17 protein-coding genes and 1 pseudogene are annotated in these 18,932 nt (G+C 72.4%); 7 read left to right on the plus strand and 11 right to left on the minus strand.

Going from position 1 to position 18,932, the window contains the following annotated elements:
* The first annotated feature begins 210 nt into the window (after window positions 1-210).
* Window positions 211-1,947: a 3-hydroxyacyl-CoA dehydrogenase family protein gene (locus F7P10_RS02810; RefSeq protein ID WP_151007946.1), complete on the plus strand. Its 1,737-nt coding sequence runs from the start codon at window positions 211-213 to the stop codon at window positions 1,945-1,947.
* A 12-nt stretch (window positions 1,948-1,959) separates the two neighbouring features.
* Here F7P10_RS02810 and F7P10_RS02815 read toward each other — a convergent pair whose 3' ends face one another.
* On the minus strand, window positions 1,960-4,632 hold the full coding sequence (locus F7P10_RS02815) for a LuxR family transcriptional regulator (protein WP_176611275.1): 2,673 nt from the start codon (window positions 4,630-4,632) through the stop codon (window positions 1,960-1,962).
* A gap of 463 nt (window positions 4,633-5,095) precedes the next feature.
* On the opposite strand from F7P10_RS02815, the gene F7P10_RS02820 reads away from it, so the two are divergent.
* A complete protein-coding gene (locus F7P10_RS02820) occupies window positions 5,096-6,151 on the plus strand; it encodes a sensor histidine kinase (RefSeq protein ID WP_151007948.1) in 1,056 nt (351 codons plus the stop codon).
* 9 nt (window positions 6,152-6,160) lie between these two features.
* Here the strand turns inward: F7P10_RS02820 and F7P10_RS02825 are convergent, their stop codons facing one another.
* Together F7P10_RS02825 and F7P10_RS02830 are read right to left on the minus strand one after the other, a co-directional pair.
* Complete coding sequence (locus tag F7P10_RS02825; RefSeq protein ID WP_151007949.1) at window positions 6,161-6,823, minus strand: response regulator transcription factor; 663 nt, start codon at window positions 6,821-6,823, stop codon at window positions 6,161-6,163.
* A 757-nt stretch (window positions 6,824-7,580) separates the two neighbouring features.
* Window positions 7,581-8,171 carry a TetR/AcrR family transcriptional regulator gene (locus F7P10_RS02830; RefSeq protein ID WP_218040347.1) on the minus strand — a complete coding sequence of 197 codons (591 nt, stop codon included), beginning with the start codon at window positions 8,169-8,171 and terminating at the stop codon, window positions 7,581-7,583.
* A 99-nt stretch (window positions 8,172-8,270) separates the two neighbouring features.
* On the opposite strand from F7P10_RS02830, the gene F7P10_RS02835 reads away from it, so the two are divergent.
* The 5 genes and pseudogenes from F7P10_RS02835 (at window position 8,271) to F7P10_RS02855 (ending at window position 13,668) form a co-directional block, all read left to right on the plus strand.
* Window positions 8,271-9,404 carry a hypothetical protein gene (locus F7P10_RS02835; RefSeq protein WP_151007950.1) on the plus strand — a complete coding sequence of 378 codons (1,134 nt, stop codon included), beginning with the start codon at window positions 8,271-8,273 and terminating at the stop codon, window positions 9,402-9,404.
* A gap of 88 nt (window positions 9,405-9,492) precedes the next feature.
* The gene (locus F7P10_RS02840; protein ID WP_151007951.1) at window positions 9,493-10,566 is read left to right on the plus strand and encodes a hypothetical protein; all 1,074 of its coding nucleotides are present in this window, start codon (window positions 9,493-9,495) and stop codon (window positions 10,564-10,566) included.
* Window positions 10,563-11,780, plus strand: a complete 1,218-nt coding sequence (locus F7P10_RS44985; RefSeq protein ID WP_151007952.1) for a sulfotransferase — start codon at window positions 10,563-10,565, stop codon at window positions 11,778-11,780. Before F7P10_RS02840 ends, F7P10_RS44985 begins: the two co-directional genes overlap by 4 nt.
* 379 nt (window positions 11,781-12,159) lie before the next feature.
* A pseudogene (locus F7P10_RS02850) lies at window positions 12,160-13,030 on the plus strand (IS5 family transposase).
* Entirely contained in the window at window positions 13,027-13,668 is a 642-nt protein-coding gene (locus F7P10_RS02855) for a hypothetical protein (RefSeq protein WP_151007953.1), read from the plus strand. The pseudogene F7P10_RS02850 and the gene F7P10_RS02855 overlap by 4 nt, the downstream one beginning before the upstream one ends.
* Here F7P10_RS02855 and F7P10_RS02860 read toward each other — a convergent pair.
* The 8 genes from F7P10_RS02860 to F7P10_RS02895 form a co-directional block, all read right to left on the minus strand.
* Window positions 13,652-14,506 (minus strand): ABC transporter permease, encoded by an 855-nt coding sequence (locus tag F7P10_RS02860; protein ID WP_254716364.1) that lies wholly within the window; start codon window positions 14,504-14,506, stop codon window positions 13,652-13,654. The two genes, F7P10_RS02855 and F7P10_RS02860, sit on opposite strands and share 17 nt — an antisense overlap.
* A complete protein-coding gene (locus F7P10_RS02865; RefSeq protein WP_151007954.1) occupies window positions 14,503-15,447 on the minus strand; it encodes an ABC transporter ATP-binding protein in 945 nt (314 codons plus the stop codon). The genes F7P10_RS02860 and F7P10_RS02865 overlap by 4 nt, the downstream gene beginning before the upstream one ends.
* Window positions 15,444-15,995 carry a MauE/DoxX family redox-associated membrane protein gene (locus tag F7P10_RS02870; RefSeq protein WP_151007955.1) on the minus strand — a complete coding sequence of 184 codons (552 nt, stop codon included), beginning with the start codon at window positions 15,993-15,995 and terminating at the stop codon, window positions 15,444-15,446. Before F7P10_RS02870 ends, F7P10_RS02865 begins: the two co-directional genes overlap by 4 nt.
* A complete protein-coding gene (locus F7P10_RS02875) occupies window positions 15,992-16,420 on the minus strand; it encodes a lasso peptide biosynthesis B2 protein (protein ID WP_151007956.1) in 429 nt (142 codons plus the stop codon). The genes F7P10_RS02870 and F7P10_RS02875 overlap by 4 nt, the downstream gene beginning before the upstream one ends.
* Complete coding sequence (locus tag F7P10_RS02880; RefSeq protein ID WP_151007957.1) at window positions 16,417-16,668, minus strand: lasso peptide biosynthesis PqqD family chaperone; 252 nt, start codon at window positions 16,666-16,668, stop codon at window positions 16,417-16,419. Before F7P10_RS02880 ends, F7P10_RS02875 begins: the two co-directional genes overlap by 4 nt.
* Window positions 16,665-18,503, minus strand: coding sequence for an asparagine synthase-related protein (locus F7P10_RS02885; RefSeq protein ID WP_151007958.1), 1,839 nt, complete (start codon window positions 18,501-18,503; stop codon window positions 16,665-16,667). Before F7P10_RS02885 ends, F7P10_RS02880 begins: the two co-directional genes overlap by 4 nt.
* 67 nt (window positions 18,504-18,570) lie before the next feature.
* The gene (locus tag F7P10_RS02890) at window positions 18,571-18,711 is read right to left on the minus strand and encodes a lasso RiPP family leader peptide-containing protein (RefSeq protein ID WP_151007959.1); all 141 of its coding nucleotides are present in this window, start codon (window positions 18,709-18,711) and stop codon (window positions 18,571-18,573) included.
* A 76-nt stretch (window positions 18,712-18,787) separates the two neighbouring features.
* Window positions 18,788-18,916: a lasso RiPP family leader peptide-containing protein gene (locus F7P10_RS02895; RefSeq protein ID WP_176611276.1), complete on the minus strand. Its 129-nt coding sequence runs from the start codon at window positions 18,914-18,916 to the stop codon at window positions 18,788-18,790.
* Window positions 18,917-18,932 lie beyond the last annotated feature (16 nt).

Genomic DNA, 18,932 nt, shown 5'->3' on the forward strand with positions numbered 1-18,932 from the left:
CCTTGGCAGAGAAGATATGCACCCCTAGGGCGTCGGCACATCCCCTAATCGCGCATTACCCTCCCCTATTCGCTCGACCATTCGACCGGGTGTACCGACCGCGGCCTAGCGTGGTCGCGTGACGACAGACCGGCCTGCGGGCCCGCAGGACAAGGAATGGATTCCGAGCGAGACCGGATTCGGGTGGCGGCACTGAAAGGACGTCCGCACATGTCCCAGCACCTTCCCACCGTCGCCGTGGTCGGCCCCGGAACGGCGGGCTCCGCCCTGATCGCGGCACTGGCCGCCGGAGGACTCGGCGTCCTCGCGGTGGCGCGCGACGACGCGGCCCTGCGGCGCGGACGCCGCCGCGTCCTGGACCGGCTCGGCGACGACGCCGCGGCGGCCGGCCGCGTCACCTTCACCACCGACCCCGGTCACGCGATCGAGTGCGGACTGGTGGTGGAGGCCCTGCCCGAGCGAGACGGTCTGAAGGAACGGGCGCTCGCCGGGCTCGGGGCCGCCTGCGCCGCCGGCACCGTCCTGGCCACCACCGCGACGGGATCGTCGATCACGGGTCTGGCCTCCGCTGCGGGCCGGGTCGACCGCCTGCTCGGGCTGCGGCCGGCCGGCACGTCCGCGCTGCCCACGCTGCTGGAGATCGCCCACACGCCCTTCACCGGTGCGGCGGCACGCGCCGCCGTGGAGGACTTGGTGGACGCCGCCGGACTGGCCCGGGTCACGGTGGGCGACCGGCCCGGCTTCGTCGCGGGCGGGCTGATGATGGCCTACCTCAATGCCGCCGTCCACATGCACGAGCGCCGCTACGCCACTCCGCACGACATCGAGACGGCGATGATGCTCGGCTGCGGACTGCCGCGCGGCCCGCTCGCCGAACTCGACCGCATCGGACTGGACACCGTGCTCGACGCGCTCACGGCCCTGCACGGGCGCACGGGTGACGGCCGCTACGCGCCGGCGCCGCTGCTACGCCAGATGGTCGCGGCGGGCCTGCTCGGCGACAAGTCCGGCCGGGGCTTCCTCACCGGTGCGCACCCGGCCGACGGTGCCGCGGCCGGCGCCGGGACGTCGTCCGCCGCCCCCGCGCCCGCCGTCTCCGCCGTCGGGATCATCGGGACCGGGACCATGGCGGCCGGGATCGCCGAGGTGTGCGTCCGGGCGGGACATCCCACCACGGTGGTCGGGCGGACCGAGGTGCGGGCCAAGGAGGCGGTCGCGGTGGCCGAGCGCTCGCTGCACCGCGCCGCCGCGCGCGGTCTCACCGAACCCGGCGAGGCCGAGGCCGCCACCGCGCGGCTCGGCATCGCGAGCGACCCGGCGGCGGCCGCCGGATGCGACGTCGTGATCGAGGCCGTCGCCGAGGACGCGGGGATCAAGACGGACGTCTTCGCGGCGCTGGACCGGGTGTGCCGGCCCGGGACGCTCCTCGCCAGCACCACCTCCAGCCTGCCGGTGATCGGCCTCGCCATGGCGACCTCCCGCCCGGAACAGGTCGTCGGCCTGCACTTCTTCAACCCCGCCCCGCGCATGCGCCTCGTCGAGGTCGTCCGGACGGTCCGCACGTCCGGCGAGACGGAGCGTCGCGCCCACGCGTTCTGCGCGGCGCTCGGCAAACGGGTCGTCGGATGCGCGGACCGGACCGGCTTCATCGTCAACGCGCTGCTTTTCCCGTACCTCAACCAGGCGGCCGGTCTCCTCGCCGACGGATATGCCGACGCCGACGGGGTCGACCTGGTGATGAACCGGGGCTGGGGCTATCCGATGGGACCGCTCCGCCTGCTCGACACCGTCGGCCTCGACGTGTCGCTGGCGATCCAGCGGAGCCTGCACCTCGCGTCCGGCCGCCCGTCGGACGAACCCGCCCGCGTCCTGCGCCTGCTCGTCTCCGCGGGACTGCTGGGCCGCAAGAGCGGGCGCGGGTTCCATCCGCACGGGACCGGGCGCTGACCCGATCCGCGGTCAACCGTGCCCCACGGCCGAGCGCAGTTTCGCGGACAGGTCGACACGGCGCCGCACACTCAGCTTGCGGTAGACCTGGGTGAGGTGCTGCTCGACGGTGCTCACCGTGATGTACAGGCGCTGGGAGATCTCGCCGTTGGTGTATCCCTGCGCCGCCAGGACGGCCACCCGTTGCTGGGCGGCGCTGAGGCCGGCCCGGGAGCCGGCGGGCGCCGCGCTCCCCCGCACCGCCCGGCGATGCTGCTGGAGCGCGCGGCGCAGCGGGGCCGCCTCGCACTCGGTGGCCAGATGAACGGCGCGGCGGGACATCGCCTTGGCGGTCCCGGCGTCGCCGAGCCGCCGGTGCGCGTGACCGAGGGCGGCCACGGCCCGCCCGAGTTCGAGACGATCGCCGCTGGTCTCCAGCACGGCCACCGCCTCCTGGAGCAACGGGAGGCCGCACGCGGCGTCGCGGGTGGCGGCGAGCAGCCGCAGCGTCACCCCGCGCACGCGTGGTGCCGAGGTCGCCTCGATCACCTCGAGCTGCTCCTCGAGCAGCAGCCGGGCGTCCTCCCGCAGCCGCAGCGCCAGCAGCGCCGACGCGCAGGCCGTCCGCCACGGCACGACGGCGGGGCTGTCCATCCCCCACTCGCGCATGAGGTCGCCGCAGGCGCAGAAGTCCGCGAGCGCCGCCTCCGGCCGCCCGGCGGCGAGGTAGTGCAGTCCCCGCGCTTCCAGATAGTGGAGTCCGGCCGGTGTCCGGAACATCGTCGCCGGCACCCGCGTACCGAGCAGTTCCCCCGCCGCTTCGAGCTCGCCCCGGGCGGTGTGCGCGTGCAGGACGGTCGCCAGCGGCACGCCGACCGCCACGCCCCAGCCGGCCTCCCCGAGACCGGCCAGCGCGGCGCGGCCCTGTTCGGCGGCCGCCCGAAGGTCCCCGCCACGCAGCGCGATCTCGGCGCGGATCGCCGTGAACACACCGCGCCAGGTCGACACCGCGGTGAGAGGGTCGGTGCCGAGCAGGCGGTCGCACCAGCGTGCCGCCTCGGGCAGCCGGTCGGAGTAGACCAGGGTGATCAGCGCGGCGGCCGCGCTGCCCGCCGAGGCGTCGTGCTGCCGGAAACGCTGGAGCACCTGTTCGGCGCCGGCCGCCGCAGCGGAGTCGGGACCGCGGCTCAGCACCGCGTGCAGGGCTTCGGCGGCGATGACCTCCGGGCTGGTACGGTCCGGTCCCGCCAGATCCGCGGTGCCGTCCCCGAGCCGGTACACGCCGGGCCACAGCGAGGGCAGCCATTTCCTCAGCAGACCGAGTTCCGGCGCCGGGACGGCGCCGGTCCGGGAGCCGTCCCCCTCCAACGCGGTGAGCAGGTCGGACACGCCACCGGTATCGCCGAACCACAGCAGGCAGGGTGCGGCCGCCAGTGCCTGCCGGGCGCTCAGCCCGCGCCGCTCGGCGGGCCCCAGCTCGTTGACGTGCGTCAGAGCCCGGGCGGGATCCTCCTGCCATTCGGCATGGGCGAGCGCGGCCTTGAGGCCGGCCTTCTCCCCTTCGTCGGCGCTCGACCGGTGCGCCAGCGCGAGGAGGCGCGCGGCACGGCGCGTCCGGCCCTCGCCCAGCGCCCGCTCGGCGGCCAGCCGCAGCGCCCGCACCGCCCAGGGCGCCTCGACGTTCCCGTTCGCCGCCAGATGCCGCGCGACCTCGGCGACGTCGCGTCCCGCGTCATGCAGCGCACGCGCGGCCCGCAGGTGCAGGTGGGCGCGTTCGCCGGGATCGATCTCGGCGAGCACCCAGTCGCGGGAACCCGGGTGCCGGAACACGCCCGCGACCAGCACACCGGCCCGGTGGAGTTCGGACAGGCGCCGGGCGATGACGTCGCCGGGAAGGTCCAGGACCGCCTGCCCGATCTCCGACGAGGGACATTCGTCCAGCAGGGCCAGGCAGCGCACCACCTCGGCGGTGTACGGCTCGCCACGGCGCAGGCAGGCCAGCAGTGCCTGCCGGTAGGAATCGCCCACCACGGCTCCGGCCGGCAGGTCGCCGCCGGGCGCGCCGGCCGCCAGACGCTCGGCGGCCCTGCGGTCCTCCAGCAACGCGCCCGCGAGCCAGGGGTTGCCGCCGCTGAGGCGGTGAATCTCGGCCGTGAGCGTCCCCACGTCGCGGGAGCCGCCGAGACGCTCCCGCACCAGCCGGGTAATGCCGTGCCGGGTCAGCGGGCGGACCCGCACGGTGCGCGCGTGCGGCAGCCTCGTCAGTTCCGCGCACCACGGCGCCGCGGTGTGCTCCGCGCCGACCGCGACCACGATCAGCAGACGCGCCGACACCGCCCGGCGGGCGAGCCGGGTGAGCAGTTCGAGCGACTCGGCGTCCGCGTGTTGGGCGTCGTCGACGCACACCACGACGGACCGCCGGGCGGCCGATCGGAGCAGCGCCGCGCACATCCGGCCGACGTCGCCGGGCGACCCGGCCGCCACCCGGTTCGCACCTTGTTCCGCCGGTTCGACGCGGGCGAGCAACTGCCCGACGATCCCGTAGGGGAGGGTGCGTTCGGCGGGTGCGCCGCTGGCCCGCAGCAGGAGGGCGCCGGAGGCTTCGGCTCGCTCGGCGAGCACGTGCAGGAGGGCGGTCTTACCGGTCGCGAGGGGTCCGGTGACCAGCGCGATACCACCTCGACCGCATCGCGCCGATCGGAACATTTCCAGTAGGTGAACTATTTCTTCGTCCAGTTCGACCAATACCATAGCCAACCTTTGCGACGGGGAGCTCTCCGAGGAGAAGGCCACAGCGACATCGCCGATTGCACCGACTGCCGCCGCGGTCGTACCGGCGACATCGCGATGATGCTAGAAGCGGCCATGATCACTGTTCAAGAGCTGGGCGCAAAGGTTGAAAGGCCCTACATCTTTGGTTCGCCCGCCTTGCCTCCATCGTCGCCTTCACCGAGGGTCGGAACACGGAACCCGCCACTTCGACCGCCCCACGGCGACGCTGCTCGGCGCGGCACATGAACCAGAATAATTCTCCCGAGCGAACTCATGGTGATCGCCCCCTCACAGGATGACACGACATGGCCCGAAGAGACACCTGAATGGATATGGCCTATATTGAACTCGCCGTGACTCCGTCGAGAAAGCCTCACAGCGACCGCGAGAAGGGCCGATGACTCCCGACGGCGCGCCCCACCAGACCGAGCCGGCCTCCCTCCGTCCACAGCACCCGAGCCCCCGCCGCACCACGACCGGCCCCGCACCCCCGTCGGAGGGCGAACGGCACACCCCACCGTGCGGCCTGACCGATCAGGATGCGCGGGTCGCCGGACTGCTCGCGGATGTGGAGGCCGCGATTCGCACCGGGTCACCCGAGATCGGCGCCGCCGCGCAGTCACGGGCCGCGCTGCGCACTCCGGCGGACAGCGAGGCGATCACGCAGTTCGACCAGGCACTGAGCGCGGTGAGCCGCGCCGTCGTCGGTGCGGAGGCCGACGCCGGCACGATCGCCTGGATACTGTCCCTCACCGCGCGCCGACTCGTCCGAACGCTGATCGACGACCTGCGCGCCGACAGCGTGACCTATGTCGAGGCGCTGATCGACGCCGTCCACGCGGAGAACATGGCCGAGCGGACACGCATCGCCCGGGAACTGCACGACCACATCGGTAACAGCATCTCCAGCGCCTACCGGCGCCTCGAACTCCTTGAGATCTACCGCGAGAGCGACCCGGCCAGAGCGTCCATATCAGCGGACTGCGCACGGGACGATCTGCGGGGAATTCTGGAACGCCTACAGTCCCTTCTCTCCGGGCTCCGGTTGTCCGAGACCGAACACGGTTTGGAACGTGCCCTCACCGATTACCTCGCCACCGTCCAGGAGCAGGATGCCGTCGCGTCGCTGGAAATCAACGGAGACGAGAACTGGCTCGACAACAATACGCGCGAGCAGCTTTTTCTCGTGCTGCGCGAAGCCGCCCGAAACGCCTTCCGGCACGCCGATCCGGCGCATCTTTCGATCACCGTCTGCATATCCGCGCACGAGGTCCGGGCGACGGTGCGGGACGACGGCGTCGGCTTCGACCCGACGCCCCGCCCGCGGAACTCCAGCGGCCTGGCGTCCATGTGTGAGCGGATCGAACTCCTCGGCGGCACCCTGAACACCGACAGCGCACCCGGACGTGGCACCCGGGTGGAAGTCCTCGTGCCCCTGCGACACCGGCCCTGACGGCGCTCCTCAGCCCGACCGCTGCTTGGGAACGCTGATGAGGGCGGCGGCCGACGCCTTGTTCACCGCGTCCAGCCGGGAGACCGCCCCGAGCTTGCCGTAGATGTTGCTCAGGTGCCGCTTGACCGTTCCCTCGGTGAGCCCGAGGCGGCGGGCGATCTGCGTGTTGCTGTGCGCCTCGGCGGCGAGCTGGAGCACCTCCCACTCGCGGTGCGACAGGACCCCTTGCGCCGTCTCGCCTTCGAGCTGCGCCAGGCTGGCGCGCGACACCGACAGCAGCACGCGGTCGTCCCCGGCCCGCGCGCCCCGCACCATCGAGATCAGTTCGTGCCGGCTGACGCTCTTGAGCAGGTAGCCGCGGATGCCCACCCGCAACAGGCTGCGCAGGAAGTGCGGGCCCTCGTACATGCTCAGGATGATCACCTGGGTGTCCGGCGACGCCCGGCGCATCCGCCGGACGGTCTGGGTGACCTCCTCGCCCGGGATCTCGATGTCGAGCAGGACCACGTGAGGCCGTCGTTCACCCACCACCTCCACGGCCGTCGCGCTGTCACCGGCCTCACCGACGACTTTGATGCCATCGCTGGCGTGGAGGATCTCCTTCAGCCCCTCCCGGAACAGATCGTGGTCATCGACGACCACCACGGTGGTCGATTCGGGCACCATCGTCATCGCCGCCCCCTCGCCCCAGGTGCCCGGCGACGGAGAGCCACGACAGCCACCCCACCCTCGCCCTGGCCGTACCGCGTCCCCATTGCGGCACACCGGCCGCGAGGTCCTCCCGCGCGGCTCGTCCGAGTGACGTCACCGCCCCTCTCGCCTCATTATGATCGCGCCGGTTCGCCACGCAAGGCCCTCGCGTCCTCTTCTTCCTCGTCCCGCCCAGGCACGGCACGGTCGCCGGGAGAGCCGCACGCCCCGGACCGCGCACGTTGTCCCGCGCGCCGGACGGCCCTTATCAGGAGCGCCACACCTGCGACAACCTTCCCTGATGTAGTTATTTCTCACCTCTTGAGAAGCATGATCTGTTCAGGGCGTTATGTCGCTCTTGCTGCCGGCTTCGCACGGTCAATGCCCGCCGCGTCCGCGCGTCCTCCCATCGACGGACCGACGGGCGGTTCATCATCGTCACTGCGCTGTTCGTCCTGTCTCGCCCTGCTTAATATCAGAAGGACTCATACGTCCCTTGTGTCACAGAAGTCTGACAGAGAGGGGAACGGCGGGCAGGCGGATGTGCCGCATCGCGCCCGGCCTGTTCGACACTCCCATCCCGGCCCGGCCGGACGGCGACGTGCGGGTGGCCGGTGTCCGTCCGCCGACGCCCGGAAGGCGCCAAGGGCTACACAACGCCGCACCCGCGGCTGGACCCGCACCCGACCCGGTGCGCGCGGAATGTGGGGTTGCCGGGAGACGCTCGGTGCGATCGGCGTCAATCGTGGACGGGGGCGGGGTGGTCGAGGCAGGCACGGGCGATACGGCGGGATTGGGCCAGGAGCCGGTCGATCGGGTGGTCGTCGGGATCGGTGAGGCGGAGGCGGACGAGTTCGTCGGCGAGCGCGTGCAGGACGCGGATGCTCAAGTCGGGGTCGTCCTGATGGCCGGTGACCTTCTGCAGGTGGGAGCGGGTCACGGCGCGGGCGCGGGCCAGGCGCTGGTGCAGCTCGGGCGGACCGCCTTCGGCCGGCAGCATGAACATCCGCCAGGTGGCGGGGGCCGCGTCGACGGCTTGCAGGACTCCGGCCAGCCCGGCGGTAAAGGGGTCCTCGCCCGGCGGGACGGGACGGGCCACGGCCTGCCGGAATCCGGCGAAGGCGTGCTCGACCTCGCGGTCGATCAGCGAGATCAGAAGCCTCGGCAGCGTGTCGAACTGCTGGTAGAGGACCGTCCGGGTGACGCCGCACTCTGTGGCGACCCGCTCGAACGTGACCGCGTGATAGCCCTCCTCGACCACGATCCGGCGGGTGACGTCCAGGATCTGCGCGCGCCGCTGCGGACCGCTCAGCCGTCGGCGTGTTGCCATCTGCCGGATGCTCCCTGCCTCTTGCCCCACTAACTTACGATCTGTAAGTTAACGCCTCGTCCGGCGGTCGTCCACACCGGACGGAAGTGAGGGTGAGCGATGGGCACGACGCACCGGTTGATCATCTGGGGTCCTGGGGAGGTCGGCGGCGCCGTCGCCAGGGCCGCCCATCGCAGGCCCGACATAGAGCTGGTCGGCGCGAAGGTGTTCAGCGAACGCAAGCACGGCGCCGACCTCGGTGATCTGCTCGGTCTCGGGACGATCGGGGTCGAGGCGACCACGTCGGTGCAGGAGATCCTCGCCCTGGACGCCGACTGCGTGATCGTCACACCGCGGCCCGACGCGCTCGGGGCGAAGCTGGACGCCGACGTGATCGCCCTCCTGGAATCCGGCAAGAACGTCATCTCCACGGCCGCCTATCACAACGCGGCGATGCCGAACTGGCTGACGGCCTCCCGCCCGCCGGCGTCCCGGCTGGTGGAAGCGTGCCGGGCGGGCGGCACCACCCTGCACGGCACCGGCGTGCATCCGACATTCATGGTCGAGCGGGTCGCGATGACGATGGCGCGGGGAGTGTCGGGCGTCTCGCACGTACGGTGCGTGGAGGCGGTCGACTTCGCGGCCGCGGCGGGCACGATGTGGGGCGGGCTCCGCCGGATCGGGTTCGGCTCGGACCCGGCAGAGCTGGGTGCCGGCAAGCCGCTGGCCCTGTTCGGCGACCTCTACTACGGCGACCTGACCGGCAACGTCGCCCACCACCTGTTCGGCGCCCCGATGGACGAGGTCCGGGTCGTCCACGCCTTGCGGGGCATACCGGCACGCGAGCGCTTCCAGACCCGGTCGGGCTTCACCGTCGAACCGGGTCAAGCCGCGGCACTGCACCTCGTCCACAAGGGCTATCTGGACGACCACTGCTTCTTCACCAACGAGGAATGCTGGTACCTCGGAGCCCCCAACGCCTTCCGCGGCGACGACCTGCCCTTCCCCGACCGCGAGGGCCACACTCCGATCGACTACACGATCGAGATCACCGGCGATCCGTCGATTCTGCGGACCCGGCTCACCTTCGACCCCTACTCCCGCGCCTCCGGCACCGACCGCACCAACCCCGTCACCGCCGCATCGGTTCGCGCGATCCTCGACGCGCTCCCGGCCGTGTGCGCCGCCGAACCGGGAATCCTCATCGACGACCCGGCACCGCACTACGTTCACGACGACCGAGTCCATCTCTGACCTCCGCGCCCCATCCTTCTGGAGCGAACATGACGCACCGCCCTGTCCAGTACACGCGCACCGCGGGCGCATGCACCGGCGAGCCGGTATGAGCCCGGAAGCTCAGGCCTGGGCCGACATGGTCGAAGCACTGCGAGCCGCCGGGGAGCAACTCGGCGACGCCACCTGCGACTTGTCGGAGGACGAGCGCGCCGACGGCTACCGGGCGCTGCTGCGCGGCCTGCACAATCAGCTCGCGCGGTTCGAGACCGACCGCGACCGGCCCGAGCTCGTCCCGTTCAACGGTTGGCGGCAGAAGTTCTTCATGGACAACCCCGACACCCGCTACTGGGTCGCCGACGTTCGCGGCGACCGGCAGTACCGGGTCACCGGCCACTCCGGCGACGCCGTCTACACCTCGGTCACCGCCTACACCGACTCCTCCGGCGGCGTAACGGCCGCCGCGCGGATCGACGGCGACGGGCTGGCAGCCGGCCCCTCCGGCGAGTTCTCCCTCCTGGTCGGCGGAGCCGAACCCGCGACGGGGCCGTGGCTTGCGCTGCCGGAGGGCAACGGGCAACTGTGGGTGCGCCACTTCCACGATGACGTCGCCACCGACCGGCACGGCTGGTGCGCCATCGAGCCGGTCACGCCGCCGGAGCCTCCGCCGCCGATCGAGGCCGCGCGGTTCCGGCACCGGCTCGGGCGGCTCGGCCAGACCGTCCAGATGATGCCGGGAGCCTTCGCCGCGGTCGAAGGCCAGGTCGAGCCCAACACCGTGCGCCACTGGGCGGAGATGGCCGACGGTGCCGCCTTCACCGAGCCCGGCATCCACTACCAGCGCGGCGCCTGGCGGCTCGGCCCGGACGAGGCGCTCGTCATCGAAGGCGAGACCGTCCCCTGCCGCCACTGGAACGCCCTGCTCTACAGCAGGTACCTCAACTCTCTCGACCACCGGCACCGGCCGGTGTCACGGAGCGGCGCCAAAGCCGCCCGCCGCGACGGCCGCTACCGGCTCGTCCTGTCCGCCCGGCCGCCTCGGGGGCTACCGGACGGCGACTGGCTCGACACGGAGGGCCGCCCGTACGGGCTGATCGTGCTGCGCTGGCTGCACTGCGAACACCCGCCCGCGCTGCCCCGTGTCGGCGTCCACCCGATCGACGAGCTGGAAAGTGGCGCATGACACTCTGGACCCCTCCCCCGCGGACCCCGCAGGCCGAGGAGATCTACGCCGCGGCCGAGGACGACCGTGCCGCCCGTCCTGACGCCTACGCCCTGGACCCCGGCCACGTCATCGCCACGGCGCTCCGCCGGGCCGACCCCGCCGGACTCGGCGACCCCGCACACTGGCGCGAAGGGCTCGACCGCTACCTCACCTCCGCGCACGACGACGGACGCCTCAACGCCGTCGGCGCCCGCATGGTCCGCGGCTCCGCCATCGCCGCCCTGCGCGCCCTCCTGGCGATGAACCGTCTCCCGCGCACCGGACGGCCGCTCGACCGGCCGCCCATCATCATCACCGGCGGATGGCGGACCGGAACGACCTTCCTGTACCGCCTGCTGGCCACCGACCCCCGCCTGCGCGCACCGCTCCCCGCCGAGCTCGCCGTCCCGTGGAAGTTCGCTGGAGCCTCCCCGCAGCGGCGCGAGGAACTCATCCAGGCGGGCTCTGCGGCCAGCGACATGCTGAACCTGCTGAACCCCACGTTGGCCGCCGTCCACGACCACGGCCCGCACCTGCCCGAGGAATGCGTCGTCGCGATGAACTCCGGCTTCCGCAACTGGGGCTTCAGCTCCACCGTCCGCCTCGACGGCTACACCCGGTGGCTCGCGGGCCAGGACTTCACCGACACCTACCTGAACCACCGGCACGTCCTGGCCACCCTCGACGCCGCCGACGGCCGCCGCTGGCTCCTCAAGGCCCCCGCGCACACCGCCGAACTCCCCAGCCTCGCCGCCGCCCTCCCCGGCGCCGTCGTGATCGTCCTGCACCGCGACATCGTATGGACCATCGCCTCCGGTGCCAGCCTCTTCTGCGTCTTCCGCACCACCTACAGCGACCACGTCGACCCGGCCGACGTCGGCCGCTTCCAGACCGACCAGACGGAACTATGGCTGCGCCGCGCCCACGCCTTCCGCCACAGCCCCCAGGCCGACTCCGTCACCGTCCTCGACATCGCCTACGACGACCTCGTCCACGACACCCCCGCCGTACTCGACCGGATCTACACCGCCGCGAGCCTCGCCCCGGGCGCCCCCACCGGCCTGATCGACGCCTACCATGCCGTCCACCCCCGTGACGGCAAGGGCACCCACCACTACACCGCCGCCGACTTCGCCCTCGACGAAGCGAACCTCCGCACCCGCCTCGCCCCTTGGGCCAGGCCCGTCCCCTAACCATCTCCGGACCGCAACTGCCGGCCGCAGATCTCGCCTGGCCCGGGACAGGGACCGCGGACGGGATTGTTCCGCGTCGTCCGCCACGTTGCGGACGGCCGTCCGCATTTGTCCGCAACATGGGTTCGGTCGGTGGGGTTCACCTTCGTGCAAGCCTGCTTCCGTGGGACGAGCAGCCCCACAGCGGCCCGCTTTGCCCTTGAGGGGCGGCCCGTTCGCATTCCTCGCATCCGGACCGCCGCACCGCCGTCCGATCCGCCGGAGCGGCGGACCTCAGAGGGTTGTTTGTTAGGGATTGTCCCGTTGTGGGTTGGCGGGCTGGTGAGGGCTCCCTTGCCGCCTGCTGACGCTCGGTCGTGGCCGGGTTGCCGTGGGTGGCATGGAAGACGAGGGCACGAGAGCGCGCAAGCCGTATCGCAGTGATCTGTCCGATGAGCGGTGGGCGTTGATCGAGCCGGTCATCACGGCGTGGAAGGCGCGGCACCCCTCGGGTGTCAGGGCATTCGGGCCGGTATCCGATGCGGGAGATCGTCAACGCGATCCTGTATCAGGAACGCACCGGCTGCGGGTGGGAGTACCTGCCCCATGACCTGCCGCCCCGCTCGGCGGTGTACTACTACTTCGCCCGGTGGCGCGATGACGGGCTGACCCAGACGATCCACGACCTGCTGCGCGGCCGGGTCCGCGAGGTCGCGGGACGGGCGGAGGACCCGTCCGGGGTGGCGATGGACACCCAGACCGTGCACGCCGCGGCCGGGGTCCCCTCGGCCACGACCGGGCTGGACGCGGGGAAGAAGATCCGGGGCCGCAAACGCGGCATCGCCACCGACACGATGGGCCTGCTGATCGCGGTGGTGGTGACCGCCGCCAGCGTGCACGACAACGCCATCGGGATCGAGTTGCTGGACCGGGTCGCCCTCGACAACCCCTCGGTGAGGACGGCGTGGGTGGACGCGGGATTCAAGAACGCGGTCGCCGATCACGGCGCCGGGCCGGGCATCACCGTCACCACGGTCCAGCCCGAACCCGGTGGCCGGGGGTTCGTGCCGGTGCCCAAGCGGTAGGTGGCCGAGCAGACCTTCGGCACCACCATGCTGCACCGCCGGCTGGCCCGCGACTACGAGAAACTACCCGCCAGCAGCGAGTCTCACCTGTACTGGGCGGCCACCGACCGGCTGACGCGCCGACTGACCGGCACCACCACCCGCTGGCGCGACACCCCGCCCCCGGCCTCGAACCCGGCCGCGTGACCGGCCGGTTGCCCCCGCCGGTCCCCGACCAGCTCCTGCGGCGCCTGGCCGACGACCGCGACGCGGCCCGCGCCCGTGTCGAGCAGCTCACCACCGAACTCGCCGACGCCCGCCACCACCTGGAACGGCTGGAGACCACGCACCAGATGCTGCTGGACCTCGCCGGCGCCGCCGGGCCACCACTCCCGCCCGCCTACCGCGACATTCTGACTGTCCTGGCCGACCACCCGGGCGGCCTGCGCACCAAAGACGTCGCTCTCGCCCTCAACCTGCCCGCCACCAGCAAGAACACCGTCGAAGGCATCCGCGCCAAACTCAAACGCCTCGTCGGCCGAGACCTGGCCGAAGAACCCGAAACCGGATTCTTCACCATCAAAAGGGGTCCGGGTTCCGAGCATAAGGAACGTGGGTGTACCGAACTCGGGAGAGGCGGTCGATCAGGCAGTGAGGCCGCCGCTGCCTGCGCGGACACTCGCGCGTGTCCGCCGAACGGTCATGGCGCTCTGCGTTCTGCGTTCTGCTCGATCGAGTCGAGCGTCGACGTCCGGGCTCGGCGCTTCGCGGCCCAGAGTCGCCGGTCCGGTGCTCAAAGTAATAGTCGCTCGGTCCTGGCGGCGGTCATCATCCCTGTCGGCTGAAGCCCTTGACGGCGACCGGGACGGTCAGTGCCGCGATGGCGAGGGCCGTCGGGACGGCGACCAGCGTGCCCGCGGCGGCGGTGCCGGTGAGCGTCAGGTCGCGTGCGGCGTCGATGCCGTAGGTGAGGGGGTTGAGGCGCGCGATCCACCCCAGCCAGGGCGGCAGGCCGTCCACCGGGACGAACGCGCTGGAGGCGAACATCAGCGGGAACATCACCGCGCCCGCGACGGCGTGGAGCGTCTCGGCGTTGTCGACCCAGCATGCCAGCGCGATGAACACCCAGCCCAGGCTCCAGCCGATCACCAGCGCGAGGGCGACCGCGGCCAGCGTGCCGACGGGGCCGCCCGCCGGGCGGTAGCCGAAGGCGCCGTACGCGAGCGTCAGCAGGAACAGCAGCCGCAGGACGACCCGTGTCAGCCCGGCCAGGCTGCGGGCCACCAGGACCGAGCCCGGCCACACCGGCATGGTCCGCAACCGGGCGGACATGCCCTCGCGGGCGTCGTCCACGAGCCCCATCCCGGCCTGAAGCCCGCTCTGCAGCGCCGTGGTGAGGAAGAGCGCCGGGAGCAGGAAGTCGACGTACCGGACGCCCGCCGGGAAGCCCGGGGCATGGACGATGCCGGAGAAGACCTGCCCGAAGGCGGTGAGCATCATCAGCGGCTCGATCAGGCCGACGAGCAGCAGCCGGCGATCGAGGAGAAGGCTCTTCAGGGAGCGCGCGGTGAGGATGCGAGTCTGCGCGGCGGCACCGGGGGCGCGCCAGCCGGACGTGCCGTCGAAGGCGAGCCCGCCGGACGGACGGTCGCGGGCCGCTGGAGGCTGCGCACAGGTCGTCATCGGAGTCCCCGTTCGGACGTGAGGGCCAGGTACACCTGGTCGAGGTCCGGCTCGGCCAGGGTCAGGCGTGCCGGTTCGACGCCGGCGGCGTCCAGGGTCCGGACGAGGTCCGCCAGGTCGCGGTCGCGGGACAGCACGGTGGTGACGCGGTGCTGCGGGCGGTCGCACACCGGCCGCAGGCCGCCGGCCCGGTCGAGTGCCCGGTGCGCCGTGACGGCGTCCTCGCCGGTGGTGAACCACGCGGTCGCGGTGCGCCGTCCGACCCGGGCCTTCAGTTCCTCGGGCGACCCGGTGGCGATCACGCTCCCCCCGGACAGGACGGTGATCGAGTCCGCCAGCCGATCGGCCTCCTCCAGGTGCTGCGTGGTGAGGACGACGGTGGAGCCGAGGCCGGTGAGCCCGCGCACCATCTCCCACACGTCGAGCCGGCTGACCGGGTCGAGGCCGGTGCCCGGCTCGTCCAGGAACACGACCTCCGGCCGCCGGGCGAGCGTCACCGCGAGGTCGAGGCGGCGCCGCATCCCGCCCGAGTAGGTCCGTGCGGGACGCCCGGCGGCGGCGGTGAGACCGAACAGCTCGAGCAGGAGATCGGCGCGGGCGCGGGCGTCCCGGCGCCCGGCGCCGAACAGCCGGGCGATCACGAGCAGGTTGTCGCGGCCCGACATGGCCGGGTCCAGGGTGGTGGCCTGCCCGGCGACGCCGATGCTCCGACGTACCCGGGACGGGTCCGCCACCACGTCGTGGCCCGCGACCCGGGCGGTGCCGCGCGACGGGCGCAGCAGGGTCGCCAGGACGCCGATCAGGGTGCTCTTCCCGGCCCCGTTGTGGCCGAGGAGCCCCAGGACCGTCCCCCGGGGGACGGTCAGGTCGATGCCGTCCAGAGCGGTCACGTTCCCGAAGCTCTTGCCGAGGCCCGCCATTTCGATCGCGGCGTCGCTCATGCCGCCGGCTCCGGCCGGAGGCGCTTGAAGACGGCCGCTACGGCCAGGTCGTAGCCACGCAGCAGCAGCGACGCCAGGACGATCCCGGCGGCGAGCGCGACGCCGTGCCAGAGATGGCCGACGGGCACCCCGGACGGCGCGAGCACCAGGCCCGCCAGGGCCATGGCCAGCAGGAACACGTTGCGGACGAGGAGCGGGTAGCTCATCAGCCCACTGCGGCGGCCGAAACAGCCGCACTCGGCGAACACCCGGCCGCGCACCGCCCGGAACACCACTCCGATGAGCAGGGCCAGCAGGCCGGTGGCCAGCGCGAATCCGGCCCGGGCGGTGGCGGGCACCGCGATCAGTACCGCGGTCACCGCCTCCACGACCGCGAACACCGCGGCGACGACGGCCGTGGACGGCCCCGAGCGCATCGTCAGCTTCCGGACGGTCGTCACGAACCGCCCGAAGTCGTCCCGGCCGCGCAGCTTGGAGAACGAGGCGACCGCGAACAGGCCCGCCAGCAGGGCCTGGACGGTCAGCAGCGCGTATTGGCCCACGGTCATCGTCCCTTCCGGGCGCGGGCCGGGACGGTCATGGTCTTGGCGTAAAGCAGCATGTCGTCGTGCTCCCCCGCCGCCGTCCCCTCCGCCTCGACCCAGGCGTGCGCCCGGAACGGCTCGGTGCGGACGCCGGTGCACCAGTCCGGCCAGGTCCCGCCCATCCGGCACAGCAGCACGACCGCGAGCGAGCGCCGCAGGCAGCCCTGGCCCGCGCAGCGCACGCTGACCGCGACCACGGCCTCGCGCGCGGCCGTCGCCTGCGCGAGCGTCGCCGGACGGGTCCCGCGGCGGATCACCAGGAGGGCGCGCCGCATCCGCCGCGGCGGAAGCCGCTCCAGCAGCGCCGCCAGTGCGACGGCCGGGCGGGCCGCCGCGCGCCTGCGCAGCGGGACGCGGCCGGGCCGTTCGAGCGTCACGGGCATCGTCATGGGAGCATCACCTTCTCGTCGAGGAGGGAGCGGACGACCGCGTCCACGTCCCGTCCGATCCGGTCGGCGAACGCGGGGTGCCGCCGCGTCAGCTCCTCGGCGGCGTCCGCGGGCGAGCGTCCGTCCATCAGCAGATGCAGCACGGCACCGCCGGTCTGGTTGAGCGTCCAGTAGCGCCCGGTCTTCGCGTTGAGCAGGACCAGGTCGCGGCCGGATTCGGTGACGGTCACGTCGGGCGACAGCCTCATCGGGTCCCCTCCAGGTCGGGAATGGTCGCGTGGGAGCCGGCGGGCAGGGATCGGAGCCACACCTCGCACGCGAACGTGTTGAGCAGCGGGAGCAGGCGGAGCGAGAACGGCGGGAGGCTCAGCAGCATCTCGCGCAGGGCGGCCGCGTCGACCAGGCCGAGGTCGGCCATCCGCATCCCGTCGCACAGTTCCAGCAGTTCCGCGCGGTGCCGCCGGAGACCGGCGTAGACGTCGGCGCTGAACTCGGCCTTGGTCCGGCGCCCGAGGTTCCCGGCGGGAACGATGCCCCGCATCGCCTCCACCAGCGCGGGCTTGTACTTGTCGGCGTGCAGGAGGTCCGCGTAGTCCAAGGCGAGCGCGGCGTCGATGACCTGGTCGTCCAGGAACGGCGCCTCCAGGGACACGCCGTGACACGCCGCCAGGCGATCGATCCGGCGCATCAGAACACCGCCTTCGCGGATGCACTGCAGCGAGAGGTGCCGTCCGCGCAGCGGTGACAGCGGCTCGGCCCCCTCCTCCGCGGCCTGCCGGAGCGTCCGCCGCACCGAGTCCACGGCCGCGGGGGTCGCCCAGGGGGGCATCCGGTAGGACATGCCCCAGCCGTTCATGGGCGTCGACATGACATCGCGGACGGACCCCTCCAGTGTCCGGCCCACGTCGCGCCCGAGCCAGTCGGCGAACGAGGTGCGATCGAGGAGCTCCCGGACGCTCGGGCCGAGCTTCCAGCGGTACACGGCCTGGTTCGCGCGCAGCCGCCGGACCGCCAGCAGCGGAGCGCGGCGGAGCAGGTCGTACAGGTAGGCGGGATTTGCGTGGAAGAGTTCGTCGCCGCCGTGCCCCGTGAGATGCCGCGTCGAGCCGGCGGCGCTCAGCAGGCGGGCCTCTTCGAGGATCGACGCCCGGTTGCGCACGACGGGAGACGGGGCCTCCAGGTCGGGCTCCGGCTCGAGCAGGCCCGCGAAGTTGGCGGGGAAGTCGGCCGACGCGTGGACGACGTGGCGGGCGTTGGGCAACTCCGCGGCCGCGAGCCCGGCCCAGTACCCGTCGTCGTCGCCCGGATCGTTGGATTCGCGCCGGACGGTGAGCAGGCGCTCGACCTTCTCGGCGGCCAGGAAGCACACACTGGTGGAGTCCATCCCGCCGGACAGGTCGGCGCTGAGAGAGGTTCTGCCGTGGGCGCGGACGGCCACGGCGTCGCGCAGCGCACGCCGCACGCGTTCCGCCCCCTCGGCGAGGGGGAACTCCGGCGCCGGAGGGTGATGGCGGCGCTCCAGGCGGACCCGGCCGCCCGGGGCGACCTCCAGCCGGTGGTCGGCGGGAACGCTCTCGACGCCCCTCCACAGGCACATCTCGCCGAGCGGCCAGATCTGTGCGGGAGCCATGAGCCCGGCCGCCAGCCCCTCCTCCCGGAACCCGGCCCGGTTCAGCGCGGCCAGCGTGTCCGGGCGGTCCGCCGCCACCGTGGTGCCGAGCACCTCGCCGTAGAAGACTTCGCGGAGCCGGGACAGGCTGCCCTGAACGCACAGGGTGCCGTCCAGCATCGCCACCGCGTGGAAACTGCCGGGCAGTTCGCGCGGCAGGTCGTTCAGGCCGCAGGGACCGCGCAGCCGGCCGAGGTACCGCGCCAGGCCGCACTCGGTCGCCGCCGCGGTGCCGAGGACGGCGATCCGCCGCCGTCCCGGGACGGCGGCCCAGGTGACCTCCTCGTCCCGCCACCACCCGGCGATCCAGGGGCGTCCCGACTCGTGGTCGATGATCCGCAGCCCCGGCCGGTCGCGTAGCGACGCCACGACGGCCTCGCCGGCCGCATTGTCTAGCACGACGATGAAACGCATTGTGTCTCCTCCCCCGAAAAGCGCCGGACGCCGGCATGACGAGCGCCCGGCGTCCGGCTTTCGTTTCTCAGCCCTGATCGGGGCAGTTCAGGTACCAGCAGTGGTTGGAGTCGTCCCAGCCCCAGGAAGTGACTCCCAGAGTCACTGCGGAGAATGCGCCGACAGGTGTCAGGACCGGCGTTTCGTAGCTGTTCTCCTGCGTTTTCAAGGCGCCTCCTTTCCGGAAGGGGCCGTGCCGGTGGTCACGCGCACCGGCACGGCCCCGGATCAGCGGTCCGTGGCCGTCAGCCCTGGATGCAGCCGAAGTACCAGCACTGGTTCTTCTCGTCGACGCCCCACGTGCCGTTGCCGAGGGTGACGTCGCGGAGGTCGCCGATCTCGATGAGCGTCGGCGGCTCGTACGCGTTCTGCACTGTTCTTCCCTTCTCT

This window comes from Actinomadura sp. WMMB 499, from assembly GCF_008824145.1.
In the GTDB taxonomy this organism is placed as follows: Bacteria; Actinomycetota; Actinomycetes; order Streptosporangiales; family Streptosporangiaceae; genus Spirillospora.

Bases quoted from the DNA above. Each gene is read 5' to 3' on its own strand.
- F7P10_RS02810 (WP_151007946.1), top strand. From the start codon at position 211: ATGTCCCAGCACCTTCCCACCGTCGCCGTGGTCGGCCCCGGAACGGCG.
- F7P10_RS02815 (WP_176611275.1), bottom strand. From the start codon at position 4,632: ATGTTCCGATCGGCGCGATGCGGTCGAGGTGGTATCGCGCTGGTCACC.
- F7P10_RS02820 (WP_151007948.1), top strand. From the start codon at position 5,096: ATGACTCCCGACGGCGCGCCCCACCAGACCGAGCCGGCCTCCCTCCGT.
- F7P10_RS02825 (WP_151007949.1), bottom strand. From the start codon at position 6,823: ATGACGATGGTGCCCGAATCGACCACCGTGGTGGTCGTCGATGACCAC.
- F7P10_RS02830 (WP_218040347.1), bottom strand. From the start codon at position 8,171: ATGGCAACACGCCGACGGCTGAGCGGTCCGCAGCGGCGCGCGCAGATC.
- F7P10_RS02835 (WP_151007950.1), top strand. From the start codon at position 8,271: ATGGGCACGACGCACCGGTTGATCATCTGGGGTCCTGGGGAGGTCGGC.
- F7P10_RS02840 (WP_151007951.1), top strand. From the start codon at position 9,493: ATGAGCCCGGAAGCTCAGGCCTGGGCCGACATGGTCGAAGCACTGCGA.
- F7P10_RS44985 (WP_151007952.1), top strand. From the start codon at position 10,563: ATGACACTCTGGACCCCTCCCCCGCGGACCCCGCAGGCCGAGGAGATC.
- F7P10_RS02860 (WP_254716364.1), bottom strand. From the start codon at position 14,506: ATGACGACCTGTGCGCAGCCTCCAGCGGCCCGCGACCGTCCGTCCGGC.
- F7P10_RS02865 (WP_151007954.1), bottom strand. From the start codon at position 15,447: ATGAGCGACGCCGCGATCGAAATGGCGGGCCTCGGCAAGAGCTTCGGG.
- F7P10_RS02870 (WP_151007955.1), bottom strand. From the start codon at position 15,995: ATGACCGTGGGCCAATACGCGCTGCTGACCGTCCAGGCCCTGCTGGCG.
- F7P10_RS02875 (WP_151007956.1), bottom strand. From the start codon at position 16,420: ATGACGATGCCCGTGACGCTCGAACGGCCCGGCCGCGTCCCGCTGCGC.
- F7P10_RS02880 (WP_151007957.1), bottom strand. From the start codon at position 16,668: ATGAGGCTGTCGCCCGACGTGACCGTCACCGAATCCGGCCGCGACCTG.
- F7P10_RS02885 (WP_151007958.1), bottom strand. From the start codon at position 18,503: ATGCGTTTCATCGTCGTGCTAGACAATGCGGCCGGCGAGGCCGTCGTG.